Genomic DNA, 16,681 nt, shown 5'->3' with positions numbered 1-16,681 from the left:
CCCGGCCCGCCGCAGATCACCCCGTCGGGGCTGGCGCGATGGATTGCGGGTGGCTAAGCCTGAATCCGTGGATCTACCGGTGATGTGATCGGCGGTGAGCGAGGCAGCCTGCCAGCTCATCATCATCCGCGGGCGCGGGCCACCGGCAGTCGTAGTCACCCCGCGCGTCGTTCCGGCCGCCACCCAACGTAGGTCAAGTAGAGCCCGGCCAGGGCCAGCCCGGCGAATAGCACCCATATCACCGCCGTCGCACCCGACCGGTAGACGGCGTTGCCGGCCGCGCTGTAGACCCGGGGAACGGTTAGCAGCAGCAGCCCGCGTACCACGAGAAACCAGCCCACAGCAGACACAATGATCGCCGCGAGGCTGCGCCAGTACTGGTGGAATGCGATGACGACCAGGCCGAACAACAACAGAATGGCGCCGTAGAGCCATGGCCACATCGGGTTAGCCTGAAATTCGGTGAACAGAACCTGCATATACGAGCCGCGAAGCGCAACGGTGGTGGGAACGATTGCGAAGAACGGACCCAATACGCGGGCGAACATACGCGTGCGAGTGACCGCCTGCGCCGATGTGGTCATCAGTACCTCCTTGGTTGCCCCTTGGTTTCCCCTTCGTTGCCGACACACGGTACAGCTCACCCCGCTCACCGAAATTCCCCACTGGCGCTCATCGAGATTCCTCGCCCCGTGTGGCTCTGCCGATGAAGGCTGGCCGTCTTCGATGCCGGTGTCCGCCACCCGCAACACTTGTCGAAGGAGGCCCGCCTTCTCCTGCTCACATGGGAGGCCGACGAGGAAGTACCTGCTCGGCGGCGGCCAGATGGGCGGGCACCGCCAGCCAGCAGCTGCTGGACCAACCGGTGCAGGTGGGTAACAGCGCGGGTTGTGTTCTGCGATAGGCTGTTTCGCCGCTCGTCGAGTAATGCGAAGCCGTCGACAGACGTGATCCTCGGTCATTACCGAGCGGGCATCGCCTTGCGCCGCGGCCACACCAACCGCTCCGGCCGCGTCGATGCGATCGTTGGTGCGTCGTGCGCTACGAGATAGTTCACGCACTCGCACGGTCGGAGTTGACCCGGCGTATGGCTCGTATGGCCGGGCTGAAGTAAACGCACGCTACGAAGACCACCCTGCCGGAAGGACCGTGGCCACCAGACCGCAGGTCGAAAGTTATTCCGGGCTTATTCCGGGCTGGCCGGCGAAGCGGAATCCCGACTCGGTGACGCCGCGTGCCCTCTACCGGGTCGTCGTTGGGTGGCGTCTGAGGAGCGGTGTAAAAGTGGCCTGGCGTAGATGCCGCTCGCTTGCGTTCATGATCTTATGCGGTAGCGCTGACAGGTTCACTTGCTACCGTTGGGGTTGACCCCTGATGGTGGACACCTGACTGGTGGGACTGCTGGTCCCGCGGGAAGGATGTCCGCATGTCGGGCAAGCGTCGTAAGTACACCCCGGAGTTTCGGGAGCAGGCTGCCCGCCTGGTGATTGAGACCGGCCGGCCGGTGGCTCATGTGGCCGCCGAGATCGGTGTTGGTGAACAAGTGCTGGGGCGTTGGGTTCGCCTCCAACGCCGAGCCCTATCGGCTGGTGATACTGGCGCGGTGTTAGATGCTGATGAACGCGCAGAGCTGGAGCGTCTGCGCCGCGAAAACGCTGAATTACGTGTGGACCGTGAGTTTCTGAAAAAAGCCGCGGCCTTCTTCGTCTCCGAACACCACCGGTAGCAGCCTACCGGGTGATCGAGGCGCAGCAGGCCACCGACCCGATCAAGCGGATGCGCGAGCTGCTGGAGGTGTCGCGCTCGGGGTACTACAAGTGGCGCACATCCCGTGATAGTGGGCCGACCCCGGCGCAGCAGCGCCGCGCCGAGCTGGACGCCAAGGTCGCGACGTTTCACGCGGCCTTTGACGGTGTGTCCGGCGCCCCACGCATCCTGGCCGATCTAGGCGACGACGGTGAGACGGTGTCACGGAAAACGGTGGCGGCCTCGCTGCGCCGGCGGGGTTTGGCCGGGATCAGCCCCCGCCGGTTCGCGCCGGCGACCACGGTGGTTGACCTGGCTGCCGCGGTGCCCAAAGACCCGCTCACGCGCCGTTTCGACACCGGGATACTCAACCGGGTGTGGACCAGCGACATCACCTATTTGGGCACGGGTGAGGGCTGGCTGTATTTGTGTGCCGTGCGCGATGGCTGCTCACGAAAGGTGATCGGCTGGGCCATCGACGATTGCCTGCACACCGATCTGGTCCAGGGCGCTTTGGAGATGGCCGTGGCGATGCGCGGCGAGCCCGCCCCAGCAGGTTGTGGTGCACGCTGATCGCGGCTGCCAGTACACCTCAGCGCAGCTGGCGCGGTTGGCCCGCGAGCACAACCTGGCCCGCTCGGTGGGCCGTACAGGGGTGTGTTGGGACAACGCCCAGCAGGAATCATTCTGGGCGACACTGAAAGTCGAGTTCTACGACCGCTACGTGTGGCCCACCAAAGCCGCCGCCAAACTCGCCGTCGGCGATTGGATCGAGCGGGTCTACAACCGACGCAGGCGCCACTCATCCCTGGGTATGATTTGCCCCGTCGAGTTCGAGAACCGACTCACTCAGACGGCACAAGCCGCCTGACCCTGTGTCCACCAAACGGGGTCAAGCCCAACCGTCGCGGCTTTTGAGTTTCAGCCGGCCTGTGATGATCTTGTTTTCGGTGGCCGGGGCGGTGGTGGCTGCGCTGTTGGGATGCGCTGATGGGGGTTGGAAGCTGTTGGGTGATGGCGTAATTGGGGGTGGGCACGGCCGCGGGGCTGTGGTGACCGGTTTTAGGGATAAGTCGATCGCGTTGTGGCGGTGGAGGGTTGAAGATGGGGTGCGAGGTGTGCGTTGACGGGCCGGTTCGCGGCGGTCAACCGAAGGCCGGTAGCGCCCGGATGCGTGGTAGCGCGGTGGCGAACGCCTCCACGTGGGGGTAGGCGGCAGCAAAACGCAGGTGCAGGCGTCGGCCGTGACGCACCAGCCGGGCGGCGACGTTGAGAAATGCCAGGCGTAGTCGTTTTCCCCGCGCTCGACGCACCGCGCGGGGCAACGCCAGGGCGCGCAACCAGCACCCGATGTTGTGGGCCAGCGCGGCGGCCTGCCAGTACAGCCAGTTACCGAAGAACGATTGCACCGGGGCGTGGATCATCCCGAAGTCGTTTTTGAGCGCCCGGATGGTGTCTTCGGGGATGCCGCCGCGCAGCCGGTGATGCGCGGCGACCTCGGCGGCGCTCATCCGCTCGGCGGGCACGTTGGTGATGATCGCGTGCAGCCGCCAGCCATCCAGGTCATCGAAGGCCAGCTGCTCACCGGGCTGTTTGGGTTGGCGGCGCACGATCAGCCGCACACGCCGTCCCAGCACCGTGGTGGTGGTCTCGGCGATCTGGCTGCCCTTGTCGGTCTCCTGCCCTTTTGCCGGGGCCCATACGGTGTGCGGGTCGGTGGCCAGCGCGTGGATCACGGCCGCGAGCGGCTTGTACTGTTTGACCGTGACCGAGTAGTCCGCGCCGTGGCGTTCGGCGGCCTCGATCACCTGCTGCTGGTAGCCGGCCGAGTCGACCCGCGGCCACAACCGGTAGGTATCGCGGCAACCGGCCGGGATCGCGCTCACGCACTCGTCGATGAAGCTGCCCATCGCCCGCCCGTCGTTGGCTGCGCCGCCGCGGTCGCGCAGTGCGAGCACGTCTCCGGTCTCGCCGCACACGCCCACCAGCGGGGAGAGCGCGGTCTGCCCGGCGCGCGAGAATGCGCTGCCTTGCTTGCCCGCCCCGTAGGTCGCCACCCGGGTGGCATCGGGGTCGATGGTCAGCCGGTCGCCCTCGGGTGCCGCCAGCAGCCCAGGCTCGGCGCAGCATCACCCGGTTGACCGCGCCGGCCTTGGCCACCTGACCCAAATCCGCGCCCGCCACACACCGCCACAACGTGGGCACCGACGGCAACGGGTTGGTCCCGCGCAGCACCGTGGTCGCCGGGTCGGCCAGCAACACCCGATCACTCAAGAAGTCCCCACCGGCCAGCAGCGTCTCGGTCAACGCCCGATAACACTGCCCACCGCTATAGCCGCCCGGCCCGATCAGACGCAACCCCCGCCGATCGGCCTCGCCGACCACACCCAGCCGGTCCAGCAGCGGACCCCACAACGCCACCCCCGCCACCGGCGTCAGATCATCCTCGCCCGCGCTGATCAGCGGGTGCGGCACCGGGTGTTTCGGACTCGCCAGCACCACATCATCGACATCGAACAACAAACCGGTAGCATTCACCACACGGGTGCCCTTTCTCTGGGATCATCGTCGCCTTCCACAAACACGATTATCCCTTGCAGGAAGGGCACTTCCGCGCTACGACGCGGCCCTCAATCCATAGCCGGCTGAAAAATCAGGGTCTGAGTTGATATGTCGCGACGCTTGGGGGGCGCGCCCTGAGCGCCCAGGAGGTGAGCGCCACACCATCACCCGGATGACCCTTCACCACGAGACTATCGCCCTCGGCGAGAACCGCAACGCCCCAGCACATTTGCGACTGGACCAGCAGTATCACCAAGACCAGCACGGCTGGATCGACATCGCCTATCACGTCGGCGTCGATCGCAACGGCAACATCTACGAACTACGCAGCACAGAGATCGCCGGCGACACTGCAACGGACTACGACACCACAGGCCATTTCCTCGTGCTGTGCGAAGGGGTCTTCGACAGAGAGACTGTGCCGGAGGCACAGCTTCACGCCGTAGCACTTGCGTTCGCGTGGGCTGCCCAGAACTCGGCAGTTGCGAGTAACACCCTGGCGGTGCATCGAGACCTTGCCCAAACTTCGTGCCCGGGCGCCTCAGGTGACCTAAAGCGCCGCATCGATGATCTGCTTGCCGCCGGCAAGGTCGATCTTCAACGCTTTTGCGAGCCCGAGGCTTCCGCGAGAGTCGCGGCGATCGAGGCTGCCAATTGACCCAGGCGCATTCAGATGGCAACGACGGCAAGCCCGTACCCATCGACGGAATACCAATTGTGCTGTGTCCGTAAGGCTAAGTCGGCATTGTTTCGACGACGGCCACGACTGGGCACATCAGTATGTGAATTGATTGATCGTTTCAGCAGTGACTATGAGCGAACCGCTTCGCTGTGTCGCCATCGTCTGACCAGATTGACGAAAAACTGAAAGCGCCGGCTGACGGCGGCTAGACGTTATTCGGCAGCCACGGCCCGCACGAAATTTGCGGCGAACGCCGTGCACACGGTATCCATGTCAGGCAGCTCGACCACATCGACAGTAGCCAGGGCTGGCCGGGCTAGCATGTGAATCACCATCGGGCCCATCAATTGCTGAATTAGCAACGGAATAGGCAGATCACGTATACGCCCCTTTTGCACTTGCGTGGTCAGCCATACCCCGATTACACCCAGCATCCGCGGAGCGGCGTGTTGGGTCAGCGTCTGTACGGCCGGGCTGTCGGGACGGGCGAACGCTTCAGCGAGAACTGCGGGCCCTACCCGGGGTTCGCGGATCAGCGCTGTCGCCAGCGCTTGATAGATGTACTGCACCGTAGCCGTCAGATCGTCGGTGGCGCTGTCGAGAGCGTCCTCCAAATCAGGAATAGGGCTGTAACGTTCGAACACACTCCGCAACAGCTCATCACGGCTGCCGAATGCCATGTAGAGACTGTGCACCGAGCAGTCGGCGCGCGTGGCGATCGCCTCCAATGTGGCTGCCGCTAGCCCGGATTCGCTGATCAACGCGGCCGCCGCGTTCAACGCCCGCGTCCGCACCGGCACCTGTCCTCCCGGATCCACACCGGCGGCGCGGACGGCCTCGTCTAACGCTGCCCGCGTGCCGCTGAGGCGACGCAGCAGCGTGCTACGGGAAATCCCAGCTTCACGCGCGATCGCGAGCACCGGCACGTCGGCTACGTCCTTGCCTCGCTTTTCGGCGGCCCTCAACGCGGCTTGCACTAGTTCCTCGGCGACCGGGAGCTTGTCAGCAGCACACTGGCTGTCGAGCCCGGATGACGTCGCGGTCATGCCACACACTTTCTGACATTGGCTTTCTGACATTAGGAACAATTTGCAATTACTAATTATACCATACTAGGCTAACGCGGTGAGAAGGTGCTTGATCACAATGCTGCCGCCGCCCAGCTGAGCCACACGGGATGCAATGAACAGGTTTTCGATCGGCCAGCTCCTCCAGCGAGGCTGGATAGTTCTGGTCGCGGTGGTCGTGGTCGCCGCCGCGGGCTCGGGTGTCTATCGGCTGCACGGCATCTTCGGCTCGAAGGACGAAACGTCGACCCCCGGCCCGATCGGCAACGACGTCAACTTCAACCCAAAGCACATCGTCCTTGAGGTGTGGGGCAACCCGGGAACAGTGGCGACCATCAACTACCTCGACATCAACGTGCAGCCACAGAAGGTCATGAACGCACACCTGCCGTGGACGATGGAGATGGTCACGACACAACCGGGGGCCTTCACCAACGTTGTGGCGCAAGGTAACAGCGACTCGCTTGGCTGTCGCATCACCGTGGACGGCGAGGTCAAAGATGAAAGGATCGTTAACACCGTGAACGCCTACACGTTTTGCTTGGTGAAGTCCGCATGACCGAGCATGATGCGCCACGGTTTTCGGTGCCGAGGCTGCTGCTGCGGTTTTCGGTGCCGATCGCGGCATTCTGGCTTTGCCTAGCGGTAGTCACGAATGTCTATGTGCCGCAATTGGAAACAGTGGCCCAAGCGCACAACGTGTCGCAAAGCCCGCAGGATGCGCCGGCGCTTAAGGCCAGTAAACGCATCGGCAAAGTCTTCAAACAGTTCGATTCCGATAGCGTGGCCATGATCGTGTTGGAGGGCGACCGGCCGCTCGCCGACGACGCGCACCACTACTACGACGGTCTGATGCGCAAGCTTGCCCAGGACACCAAGCATGTCCAGCACATCCAGGATTTCTGGGGGGATCCGCTGACTGCCTCGGGCTCCCAGAGCAATGACGGCAAAGCCGCATTGGTGCAGGTCAACCTCGCCGGGAACCAGGGCCAGTCGCTGTCCAACCAGTCCGTGGATTCGGTGCGCAATATCGTGGCCCACTCGTCTCCCCCGCCAGGGGTCAAGGTGTATGTCACCGGCGCTACCCCGCTGGTCACTGACCAATTCGAAGTCGGCAGCAAAGGCACCCTCAAGGTCACGCTGCTCACGATCGCGGTGATCATCATCATGTTATTTTCCGTCTACCGATCTTTGGTCACCGCGGTCCTTGTGCTTTTCACGGTGATGATCGAGTTGACCGCGTCCCGCGGAGTCGTAGCGCTGCTGGCGAACGCCGGCGTCATCGGGCTGTCGACATACTCAACAAATCTGTTGACATTACTCGTGATCGCCGCCGGCACGGACTACGCGATCTTCATCCTCGGCCGCTACCACGAAGCGCGCTATATCGGGCAGGATCGTCAGGCGGCCTTCTACACGATGTACCGGGGGACCGCGCACGTCATCTTGGGCTCGGGCCTGACGGTCGCCGGCGCGGTATTCTGCCTGCACTTCACTAGGCTTCCGTACTTCCAGAGCCTGGGCATCCCTGCGGCGATCGGCGTGCTTGTCGCGTTGGCAGCAGCGCTGACCCTGGCGCCGGCCGTGCTGAGCGTCGGCCGCCACTTCGGACTGTTCGACCCCAAACGCGCGATGCGCACCCGCGGCTGGCGGCGCATCGGCACCGCCATCGTGCGCTGGCCAGGACCCATTCTGGTGGCGACGGTCGCGATTGCGCTGATCGGTCTGCTGGCCTTACCGGGCTACACCACGAGCTACGACGCCCGCACCTACATGCCCGCCGATTCGCCGGCCAACCAAGGCTATGCGGCCGCCCAGCGGCATTTCGGCACAGCACGGCTCAATCCCGAAGTGCTGATGGTCGAGGCGGATCACGATATGCGCAACCCAGCCGACATGCTCGTCGTCGACCGAATTGCGAAAGCCGTCTTTCACCTGCCTGGAGTCCAGAAAGTGCAGGCGCTTACCAGGCCTCAGGGAACCCCTATTGTGCACACCTCGATACCGTTTCAGATCAGCGCGGGAAACGTCGGCAATATCGAGAACCTGCAATACCAGAAAGACCGCGCGGACGACCTGCTGAAGCAGGCCGACCAGTTACTCGACACACTGAGCATTTTGAAGCGACAATACTCTTTGCAAAAGGACCTCGCCGCGTCGACAAAAGAAGAGACACAGAGCTTTCACGACACCATCGCTATCATCAACGAACTGCGCGACGAAATCGCGAACTTCGACGACTTTTTCCGGCCGATTCGCAGCTACTTCTACTGGGAAAAACATTGCTATGATATCCCGGCCTGCTCGGTGTTCAGAGACTTATTCAATGCCATCGACGGCATCGACCAGCTCTCCGAAATATTCACGAAACTGACAGCGAGCCTGGACAAATTAGATGCTGGCCAGCAGAAACTGGTGACGCTGCTACCGCCACAGATTGCCGATCAAGAGAAAAACCTAAGACTCACGTTGTCCAACTACGCCACCAACTCCGGGATCAACGCCGAATCGCGCGCCAACAGCGATAACGCGACCGCGCTGGGCCAGGCTTTTGACACCGCCAAGATCGACGATTCGTTTTACCTGCCACCCGAGGCTTTCGACAACCCCGAGTTCAAACGGGGTCTGAATCTGTTCTTTTCACCGGATGGCAAAGCCACCCAGATGATCATCACCCACGAGGGTGATCCCGCCACACCTGCAGGCATCGCCAGCATCGACCAGATCAGAAACGCGGCCAAGGATGCGGTCAAGGGCACCATCTTGGCCGGCTCGCACATCTACCTCTCCGGTACCGCCGCGACCTACAAGGACATCCAGCAAGGCGCTACGTATGACCTTTTGATCGCAGCACTAGCGGCGCTCAGCCTGATTTTCTTGATCATGCTGTTCATCACCCGAAGCCTGATCGCCGCGTTCGTCATTGTCGGTACGGTGGCGCTGTCGCTGGGCGCCTCATTCGGGTTGTCGGTGCTGCTTTGGCAGGACATTCTCGGCATTCAGTTGTACTGGATCGTGCTGGCGCTGGCAGTCATTTTGCTGTTGGCGGTGGGATCGGACTACAACCTTTTGCTCATCTCCCGGTTCAAAGAGGAGATCCACGCGGGACTCAATACCGGAATCGTCCGCGCCATCGCGGGCAGCGGATCGGTGGTCACTTCCGCCGGCCTGGTTTTCGCGGCCACCATGGCCTCGTTCGTGTTCGCCGATCTACGGGTTCTCGGCCAGATTGGGACGACCATCGCACTGGGTCTGCTTTTCGACACGCTGATCGTGCGCGCGTTCATGACCCCGTCCATCGCCGCGCTGCTCGGGCGGTGGTTCTGGTGGCCGCTGCGCGTGCGGCCGCGGCCGGCCAGCACGATGTTGCGGCCCTATGGACCGCGCCCCGCGGTTCGACAGCTGCTGCTTTGGGAAGACGACGATTCGGCGGAGGCCTCCGACAGCACCGCCCCCGCCCGGGCATAACGGAAACTTTGAAGGGAGCGCAGCGGTGGCATACGGTCTGTATGGCTTCCTCACGATAGTTTTTGCGGTCCTGGGACTTACGTTCATTGCCTGTGCATTCTTATTCGTAAGGCGGTTGGAAGATCGCAAGGCCGCCCCGCTAGGCGAAACCGTGGGCGCTCACAAAGCGGTTCTGGCTAAACTGCGCAACCGCGAACCGATGTCGCAGGACGAAATCGATTACGCGCGGGAAATCATTTCTGATTGCCGCTCTCCGCTTGCGTACTCGATACCCGCCACCATCTTCGCAATGGGATGCTTTTATGTCTTCGGCTGTCTACAACAGCTGCACGGCGCCACGCCTTCGGTTCGAACGTTCATCGGGGTGCTCCCCATGTTCGGATCCATAAACCTGACCCTGCAGCTACTCAGAGTCGCGCGATTGAAAGGGCGTCTGGACCAGGCAGTTACGGCAGTGCGTCAGTCATCTGTGTGAGCAGTTGCAGGACTAGAAGAACCAAGCCGCGCGGCCGTTCGCCTCTCCAATATGCCCTCACCGGCGTGTTCTTAGCGTAGACGAACTTTTACAGCTCTGACCCTGATTTTTCGGCGCTTCCGGGTTTTGTGTGGGTCCGGCTTGGGGTTGACGGGCGATCAGCGGCAGGATTTGCCTCATGCGCGACACCGAGCTGTACCGCCATCTGCTGGGACTGGAGACTCCATGGAAGGTGGGGCGGGTCGAGCTGTCAGCAACCGACCGGCGAGTGGACGTATGGGTTGAACATCCAGCCCGGACCCGGTTTGCCTGCCCGGACTGCGATGCCGTGCTGTCGGTCTATGACCACTCGGCCGAGCGGGTGTGGCGGCATCTGGACTCGTGCGCGTTTTTGACCTTCCTGCACGCAAGTCCGCCGCGAGTGGATTGTCCCGAACACGGGGTGCGTCAGGTTGCGTTGCCGTGGGCCGAGCCGCACTCGCGGTTCACCGTGTTGTTCGAGCGGCTGGCGATCGACGTGCTCGCCGCCTGCGACGTAGCCGCCGCAGCCAAGCTGCTGGGTATCAGCTGGGACGAGGCGTGGCACCTGATGGAGCGTGCGGTCACTGGGGGTTTGGCCGCCAAACCGCTGAACGTGCCAGCCCATGTGGGGGTCGATGAGAAAGCGGCCGGGAAAGGACAGGATTACATCACCGTGGTCTCCGACCTAGATGCCGGGACCGTGGAATATATTGCTGACGAGCGCCGACAGGCCAGCCTGGACGGCTATTTCGAGAAATTCACCGCCGAGCAGCTCGACGGGATCGCGGCGGTTGCGATCGACATGTGGGAGCCGTTCGCCGCCTCGGTGCGTGCGCACCTAGCCGACGCCGACGACAAGATCGTGTTTGACCGCTATCACCTGATGGGCTATCTCACCAAGGCCGTCGACACCGTGCGCAAGGCCGAGAACCAGGCGTTGGCCGCGGTCGGTGACAAAAGCCTGGCCGGCAGCAAGTATCTGTGGCTGTACTCCGCGGAGAACCTGCCCGAGCGCCACACCGACCGCTTCGCCGCCCTGCGCGGCGCCGACTTGAAGACCGCCCGGGCCTGGGCCATCAAGGAGAACCTACGGCGCTTCTGGTCCTACCGGCGCCGCGGCTGGGGCGCCAAGCATTTCAAGCGCTGGTACTTCTGGGCCACCCACTCCCGACTGCAACCGATCATCGACGCAGCAAAGACACTCAAACGCCACCAAGCGGGGCTGCTGTCCTACTTCGCGCATCCGATCACCAACGCCGGAGCCGAAGGCCTCAACTCCCGCATCCAGGCCATCCGCGTCTCCGCCCGCGGCTACCGCAACCGAGAGCACTTCAAGACCGCAATCTACTTCCACCTCGGTGGATTACAGCTCTACCCGGTCGCACCATGACCCACAAACTTCCCGGAAGAACCGATTTTTCAGCCGGCCTGTGATGATCTTGTTTTCGGTGGCCGGGGCGGTGGTGGCTGCGCTGTTGGGATGCGCTGATGGGGGTTGGAAGCTGTTGGGTGATGGCGTAATTGGGGGTGGGCACGGCCGCGGGGCTGTGGTGACCGGTTTTAGGGATAGGTCGATCGCGTTGTGGCGGTGGAGGGTTGGAGATGGGGTGCGAGGTGTGCGTTGACGGGCCGGTTCGCGGCGGTCAACCGAAGGCCGGTAGCGCCCGGATGTGTGGTAGCGCGGTGGCGAACGCCTCCACGTGGGGGTAGGCGGCAGCAAAACGCAGGTGCAGGCGTCGGCCGTGACGCACCAGCCGGGCGGCGACGTTGACAAATGCCAGGCGTAGTCGTTTTCCCCGCGCTCGACGCACCGCGCGGGGCAACGCCAGGGTGCGCAACCAGCACCCGATGTTGTGGGCCAGCGCGGCGGCCTGCCAGTACAGCCAGTTACCGAAGAACGATCGCGCCGGGGCGTGGATCATCCCGAAATCGTTTTTGAGCGCCCGGATGGTGTCTTCGGGGATGCCGCCGCGCAGCCGGTGATGCGCGGCGACCTCGGCGGCGCTCATCCGCTCGGCGGGCACGTTGGTGATGATCGCGTGCAGCCGCCAGCCATCCAGGTCATCGAAGGCCAGCTGCTCACCGGGCTGTTTGGGTTGGCGGCGCACGATCAGCCGCACACGCCGTCCCAGCACCGTGGTGGTGGTCTCGGCGATCTGGCTGCCCTTGTCGGTCTCCTGCCCTTTTGCCGGGGCCCATACGGTGTGCGGGTCGGTGGCCAGCGCGTGGATTAGCGCGGCCACCGGGCGGTACTGCTTGGCGGTGACCGAGTAGTCCGCGCCGTGGCGTTCGGCGGCCTCGATCACCTGCTGCTGGTAGCCGGCCGAGTCGACCCGCAGCCACAACCGGTAGGTATCGCGGCAACCGGCCGGGATCGCGCTCACGCACTCGTCGATGAAGCTGCCCATCGCCCGCCCGTCGTTAGCTGCGCCGCCGCGGGCGCGCAGTGCGAGCACGTCTCCGGTCTCCCCGCACACGCCCACCAGCGGTGATAGCGCGGTCTGCCCGGTGCGCGAGAATGCGCTGCCTTGCTTGCCCGCCCCGTAGGTCGCCACCCGGGTGGCATCGGGGTCGATGGTCAGCCGCTCACCTTCAGGGGCGGCGCCAGCAGCCCAGGCTCGGCGCAGCATCACCCGGTTGACCGCGCCGGCCTTGGCCACCCGACCCAAATCCGCGCCCGCCACAAACCGCCACAACGTGGGCACCGACGGCAACGGGTTGGTCCCGCGCAGCACCATGGTCGCCGGGTCGGCCAGCAACACCCGATCACTCAAGAAGTCCCCACCGGCCAGCAGCGTCTCGGTCAACGCCCGATAACACTGCCCACCGCTATAGCCGCCCGGCCCGATCAGACGCAACCCCCGCCGATCGGCCTCGCCGACCACACCCAGCCGGTCCAGCAGCGGACCCCACAACGCCACCCCCGCCACCGGCGTCAGATCATCCTCGCCCGCGCTGATCAGCGGGTGCGGCACCGGGTGTTTCGGACTCGCCAGCACCACATCATCGACATCGAACAACAAACCGGTAGCATTCACCACACGGGTGCCCTTTCTCTGGGATCATCGTCGCCTTCCACAAACACGACTATCCCTTGCAGGAAGGGCACTTCCGCGCTACGACGCGGCCCTCAATCCATAGCCGGCTGAAAAATCAGGGTCTGACCTTATGTTGTCACCGCGCATTGCCCGGTGCCGCCGGGCTCGTGGGACTCATTGGGGTCGTAGGACTCGTTGGGCTCACTGGGGTTGAGGGCCGCGCTGCGCTCGTGGGACCTGTGGGGCTGGTTGGACTGGTTGGACGGGCGGGCGTAGGACTCACAGGCGTGGGACTCGCAAGGCCTGGGCCTTCGCCACACCAGTCCGCCACATCTTTCGGGTACTGCTCGAGCGGCGGAGGACGGTGGCGTCTGAGGAGCGGTGTAAAAGTGGCCTGGCGTAGATGCCGCTCGCTTGCGTTCATGATCTTATGCGGTAGCGCTGACAGGTTCACTTGCTACCGTCGCGGTTTTTGAGTTTGCTTTCGAATTTCTTTGTGGCAGTTCGGTTGGTAGGTCGTGCAGCGATCTGCGTAGGTCGGCCAGCAGCCGCAGCCCGGCCGGGGTCATGGTGAACCCGCGCCATCCGGCCGAGGCGCGATCAAGCACCGCCCACACCAGCTTGAGGCAGGAGTGCTCGCCGGGCAGCCGACCGATGACCTTGACCCGGCGACGGGTCTCACCGAAAGTTCGCTCGATGAAGTTCGAATGCCGCACCCGGGTCCAATGCTCGCGCGGAAACCGTAGATAGACCGTCAGCGAGTCACGGTCATCGAGCAAGCAGCGCACCGCCGCCGGATACGAGTCGCGCCAGCGCTTGGCGAACGCGTCGATGCGGTTCTGGGCGAGTGTGACCGCCTCCAGGCCGGGTTGGATGTCGGCGGGCAGGTTGAAGATCGCCCAGTAGCCGGCCTTGACCTCGGCAGCCGCGTGCTTGGGTATTTTGGCTAAAAGGTTGCGGGCGCGATGAAGAAGGCAGCGCTGCCGCAACGCCGCGCCCATGGTGGTCTGCACCGCACCGATCAACCCGGGTGCCCCGTCGCTGATCACCAACAGCGGACACGCCAGGCCGCGCTCCCCCGAGCCCGCGCAAAAACCCCTCCCAGGCATCCCCGGACTCGCTGGCGGCCGCATCTAGCCCGACGAACACCGGTGTGCCGCCGGTGTCGATGCCCCAGGCGGCCAACACCGGCTCAGCCGAGGCATTGGCATGGTATTTGAAGTGGCTGCCGTCGAGGAACAGGTAATCCAGCTCGATGTCGTCGAGCCGGCGCCTACTCCAGGCCTCGAATTGGTCGTGGATGTCCTCGCAGATCCGCGACACCGTCGACTTCGACATCGCCGCAGACTCACCCAGCGCCTCGACCAAGGTGGCCTCCACATCGCGTGTCGACAGCCCGCGCACGAACCCGGCGATCACCAGCGCCTCCAGCGCGTTGGTCTTGGTCACCCCCGTACCGAACAGCTGGGAAGCGAACCGCTCGGTGGTGCCACGCACCGTGGGCCGCTCCAGCGTCACCGGCCCGGCAGTGGTCCTCACCGTGGTCGGGCAATAGCCGTTGCGCATCCCCGCGCGGGCGTCCTCACTGAACACCGAGCGCTGGTAGCACTCGCGTCCCAAAAACGCGGTCACCTCGGCCTCGATCGCGGCCTGCGGCAGCAACCGGGCACCGAGCCGGGCTACTTCCTCGATCGCGCCCGCCAGGTCCTCTCCACCGGCGAACACCCCATCAATTTCTTCCTGCAACCGCTGCGCAGGCGATAACCTTTTCGACACGGACGTAGGCTCCTTCCTTCAGACTTGCTCGTCTTCGAGGGAACCTACGTCCGAACCCTTTTACACCGCCGCAGGGACACGACCCGTCGTTGTCCCATTCAGTACGGCGGCTGGTGCTCCGCGCCCAGGCGGCGCAACTGCCGAACCTTGCGCCAGGAGAGCACAATCATCGACACGGTGGCGATCCCGGCGATAACGTACCCCGTCCAGGAAGCGCCATACCTGCCAATGGCCATCAGGTAGGTTGCCGCTGCGACGGAAACCAACGCGGTGCCCATCGGGGCCAGCAAGGCGATGGTGCCCCGCAACCAGATCCGGTCCACTTCGGCGTCGGACAAGGCGATCCGCCCAAAAGCGGTGAGCCGCTCCGTGGGGGCCTGCTCGGCCGCACCGTGCGCAGCCGAGCCCAGGGAAGGCCTGAGTGGCCGGATACTCGCCCCGGGTACCGACGCGGCTACCGGCCGAGCACCGGGCTCAACCGGGGCGGTGCGGCGGGCCCGCAGTAGCAACGGGATGGCGGCCAGAATGACCACTACGGACACGGCAATGATGGCGTACAGCGCCGCCGGGGTATGCGCGTTGCCTGCCCCCGTGCGAAATCCCCGGCCCAGGTCCACCAGCGCGACGATGGCGGCTACGCTCACGCCCACCAGCAAAAGCCAGACCCCTGCACACAAGCCGAGCAGGATGCGGTCGGTAGTGCTAAGCGACACAGTCCCCCACCCGCGCCCGGCGCGGGGATCGCGGTCGACCATCAACAACTCGTTTGCGGTTGATCGTTGTTGTTTGACGACAAAACTGTTCCGTCACTTGTCGTGATCGAGCAGTTGAGTTTGCTGAGCCGGAGAAGACTAGATGCCTCCACCGACCCGATCTCAGACTGCGAAATCGGCGTCAGGGTCAGCGACCACGGAATGTACGCGTTGCGCTGCGTCCGTCGCTGCCCGGACGCATCGATATAGGTAATGGTGATGACGTCAAAGGGTGCCTTGGTTCCGGTCACCGAATAGGTGACTTGCCGTGGGCCGGCCACAGTAGGGGGGGGCGCCGGGGGTGCCGCGAGCGTCGTCGACGCCGGTGGTGCCGTGGCAGCCGGTGGCGGGGGCGGCGTCTCGGCGGCCGGTGGCGGGGGCGAGGGCGGGGGGGTCGTCGTTACCGTCACCGTCTCCGTCGGAGGGGGCGGCGGGGGCGCGGAACTCAACGGCGGTGGTGGCGGCTGGGCTGTGGTGGTGACGATCTCGTCCTGCATAGGCGGCGTGGATGATGGGGCAGTGCCCGGGGTGGCAAGCTTTTGGGTGTCGGTGCGGGCGAACAGCAACGACACAGATACGACCAGAGCTATTGCGGCGACGATCGCGGCTACGCCGACAACCCACGGCCAGCGTGGAGTGACCCGTTCATCTTCTAGGCCGATCGACTCGCCGTAGCTGTCGTAATCGTATAGATGTGGATCGACCGGCAGGTACGGGCTGCTGGTGAAGTGCTCGGATTCCGGGGCCGAGTAGGCCCGCGAGTAAAACTCGGTCGCACTAGTCTCCGGCTCCGACTCCTCGCCACCGGGCTCGCTACCGAGCTGCGATTCCTCACCGCGCTCACCGCCCACGGTCAGCTCGTCACCGTGCTCGCCACCGGGTGTCAGCTCTTCAGATTTCGGTCCCGAGGGATTAGGCCCACCCATGTTTGTCTGTCCTGTTCGACTGCATCACCAACACGCGGCACTGCTGCCGCGCGCCCAAGACATTTTCTATTGTGCTCGGCAAGCCTACCTAACAGAGCGCGGCGGGGCGGTCATGGCGAACCGCCACGAATCAACTCGTGCCTTGATTGCGTCTTGCCCGGGCGACGA

Annotated in this window: 12 protein-coding genes and 2 pseudogenes; 6 read left to right on the top strand and 8 right to left on the bottom strand. The window is 64.2% G+C overall.

The features are described from left to right. Positions 1–155: 155 nt before the first annotated feature. Positions 156–584 (bottom strand): hypothetical protein, encoded by a 429-nt coding sequence (locus tag MSM1_RS18670; RefSeq protein ID WP_213445177.1) that lies wholly within the window; start codon positions 582–584, stop codon positions 156–158. An 842-nt stretch (positions 585–1,426) separates the two neighbouring features. Here MSM1_RS18670 and MSM1_RS18665 point away from each other — a divergent pair. After that, positions 1,427–2,617 (top strand): annotated as a pseudogene (locus MSM1_RS18665) (IS3 family transposase). A 274-nt stretch (positions 2,618–2,891) separates the two neighbouring features. Here MSM1_RS18665 and MSM1_RS18660 read toward each other — a convergent pair. Next, complete coding sequence (locus MSM1_RS18660) at positions 2,892–3,830, bottom strand: IS1380 family transposase (protein ID WP_236057143.1); 939 nt, start codon at positions 3,828–3,830, stop codon at positions 2,892–2,894. A 650-nt stretch (positions 3,831–4,480) separates the two neighbouring features. Between MSM1_RS18660 and MSM1_RS18655 the strand changes: the two genes are divergently transcribed. Beyond that, on the top strand, positions 4,481–4,966 hold the full coding sequence (locus tag MSM1_RS18655; protein WP_236056896.1) for an N-acetylmuramoyl-L-alanine amidase: 486 nt from the start codon (positions 4,481–4,483) through the stop codon (positions 4,964–4,966). 236 nt (positions 4,967–5,202) lie between these two features. Here the strand turns inward: MSM1_RS18655 and MSM1_RS18650 are convergent, their stop codons facing one another. Beyond that, entirely contained in the window at positions 5,203–6,036 is an 834-nt protein-coding gene (locus MSM1_RS18650; RefSeq protein WP_213445174.1) for a TetR family transcriptional regulator, read from the bottom strand. 136 nt (positions 6,037–6,172) lie between these two features. On the opposite strand from MSM1_RS18650, the gene MSM1_RS18645 reads away from it, so the two are divergent. From MSM1_RS18645 to MSM1_RS18630, 4 genes are all read left to right on the top strand, one after another. Continuing rightward, entirely contained in the window at positions 6,173–6,616 is a 444-nt protein-coding gene (locus tag MSM1_RS18645; RefSeq protein WP_213445173.1) for an MmpS family transport accessory protein, read from the top strand. Next, positions 6,613–9,525, top strand: coding sequence for an RND family transporter (locus tag MSM1_RS18640; protein ID WP_213445172.1), 2,913 nt, complete (start codon positions 6,613–6,615; stop codon positions 9,523–9,525). The genes MSM1_RS18645 and MSM1_RS18640 overlap by 4 nt, the downstream gene beginning before the upstream one ends. Positions 9,526–9,550: 25 nt before the next feature. Continuing rightward, positions 9,551–10,000, top strand: coding sequence for a hypothetical protein (locus MSM1_RS18635; RefSeq protein WP_213445171.1), 450 nt, complete (start codon positions 9,551–9,553; stop codon positions 9,998–10,000). Positions 10,001–10,178: 178 nt separating this feature from the next. Then, the gene (locus tag MSM1_RS18630) at positions 10,179–11,411 is read left to right on the top strand and encodes an ISL3 family transposase (RefSeq protein WP_213445169.1); all 1,233 of its coding nucleotides are present in this window, start codon (positions 10,179–10,181) and stop codon (positions 11,409–11,411) included. A gap of 253 nt (positions 11,412–11,664) precedes the next feature. Here the strand turns inward: MSM1_RS18630 and MSM1_RS18625 are convergent, their stop codons facing one another. The 5 genes and pseudogenes from MSM1_RS18625 to MSM1_RS18605 all read right to left on the bottom strand — a co-directional run bounded on the left by MSM1_RS18625 (position 11,665) and on the right by MSM1_RS18605 (position 16,513). Then, complete coding sequence (locus MSM1_RS18625; RefSeq protein ID WP_213445167.1) at positions 11,665–13,062, bottom strand: IS1380 family transposase; 1,398 nt, start codon at positions 13,060–13,062, stop codon at positions 11,665–11,667. A 425-nt stretch (positions 13,063–13,487) separates the two neighbouring features. After that, the gene (locus MSM1_RS22575; protein WP_282100973.1) at positions 13,488–14,168 is read right to left on the bottom strand and encodes a transposase; all 681 of its coding nucleotides are present in this window, start codon (positions 14,166–14,168) and stop codon (positions 13,488–13,490) included. Then, positions 14,149–14,784, bottom strand: a pseudogene (locus tag MSM1_RS22570) (transposase); the annotation flags it as partial. The pseudogene MSM1_RS22570 and the gene MSM1_RS22575, both read right to left, overlap by 20 nt. Before the next feature lie 149 nt (positions 14,785–14,933). After that, positions 14,934–15,590 (bottom strand): DUF2561 family protein, encoded by a 657-nt coding sequence (locus MSM1_RS18610; protein WP_213445163.1) that lies wholly within the window; start codon positions 15,588–15,590, stop codon positions 14,934–14,936. Further along, positions 15,590–16,513, bottom strand: a complete 924-nt coding sequence (locus MSM1_RS18605) for an MmpS family transport accessory protein (protein WP_213445160.1) — start codon at positions 16,511–16,513, stop codon at positions 15,590–15,592. Before MSM1_RS18605 ends, MSM1_RS18610 begins: the two co-directional genes overlap by 1 nt. Positions 16,514–16,681 lie beyond the last annotated feature (168 nt).

Source organism: Mycobacterium sp. SM1 (genome assembly GCF_018361265.1).
In the GTDB taxonomy this organism is placed as follows: domain Bacteria; phylum Actinomycetota; class Actinomycetes; order Mycobacteriales; family Mycobacteriaceae; genus Mycobacterium.
The sequence above is the reverse complement of the archived record's forward strand: the minus strand, read 5'-3'. Positions and strand labels throughout refer to the sequence as shown.

Bases quoted from the DNA above. Each gene is read 5' to 3' on its own strand.
- MSM1_RS18670 (WP_213445177.1), bottom strand. From the start codon at position 584: ATGACCACATCGGCGCAGGCGGTCACTCGCACGCGTATGTTCGCCCGC.
- MSM1_RS18655 (WP_236056896.1), top strand. From the start codon at position 4,481: ATGACCCTTCACCACGAGACTATCGCCCTCGGCGAGAACCGCAACGCC.
- MSM1_RS18650 (WP_213445174.1), bottom strand. From the start codon at position 6,036: ATGACCGCGACGTCATCCGGGCTCGACAGCCAGTGTGCTGCTGACAAG.
- MSM1_RS18645 (WP_213445173.1), top strand. From the start codon at position 6,173: ATGAACAGGTTTTCGATCGGCCAGCTCCTCCAGCGAGGCTGGATAGTT.
- MSM1_RS18640 (WP_213445172.1), top strand. From the start codon at position 6,613: ATGACCGAGCATGATGCGCCACGGTTTTCGGTGCCGAGGCTGCTGCTG.
- MSM1_RS18630 (WP_213445169.1), top strand. From the start codon at position 10,179: ATGCGCGACACCGAGCTGTACCGCCATCTGCTGGGACTGGAGACTCCA.
- MSM1_RS22575 (WP_282100973.1), bottom strand. From the start codon at position 14,168: ATGCCTGGGAGGGGTTTTTGCGCGGGCTCGGGGGAGCGCGGCCTGGCG.
- MSM1_RS18610 (WP_213445163.1), bottom strand. From the start codon at position 15,590: ATGGTCGACCGCGATCCCCGCGCCGGGCGCGGGTGGGGGACTGTGTCG.
- MSM1_RS18605 (WP_213445160.1), bottom strand. From the start codon at position 16,513: ATGGGTGGGCCTAATCCCTCGGGACCGAAATCTGAAGAGCTGACACCC.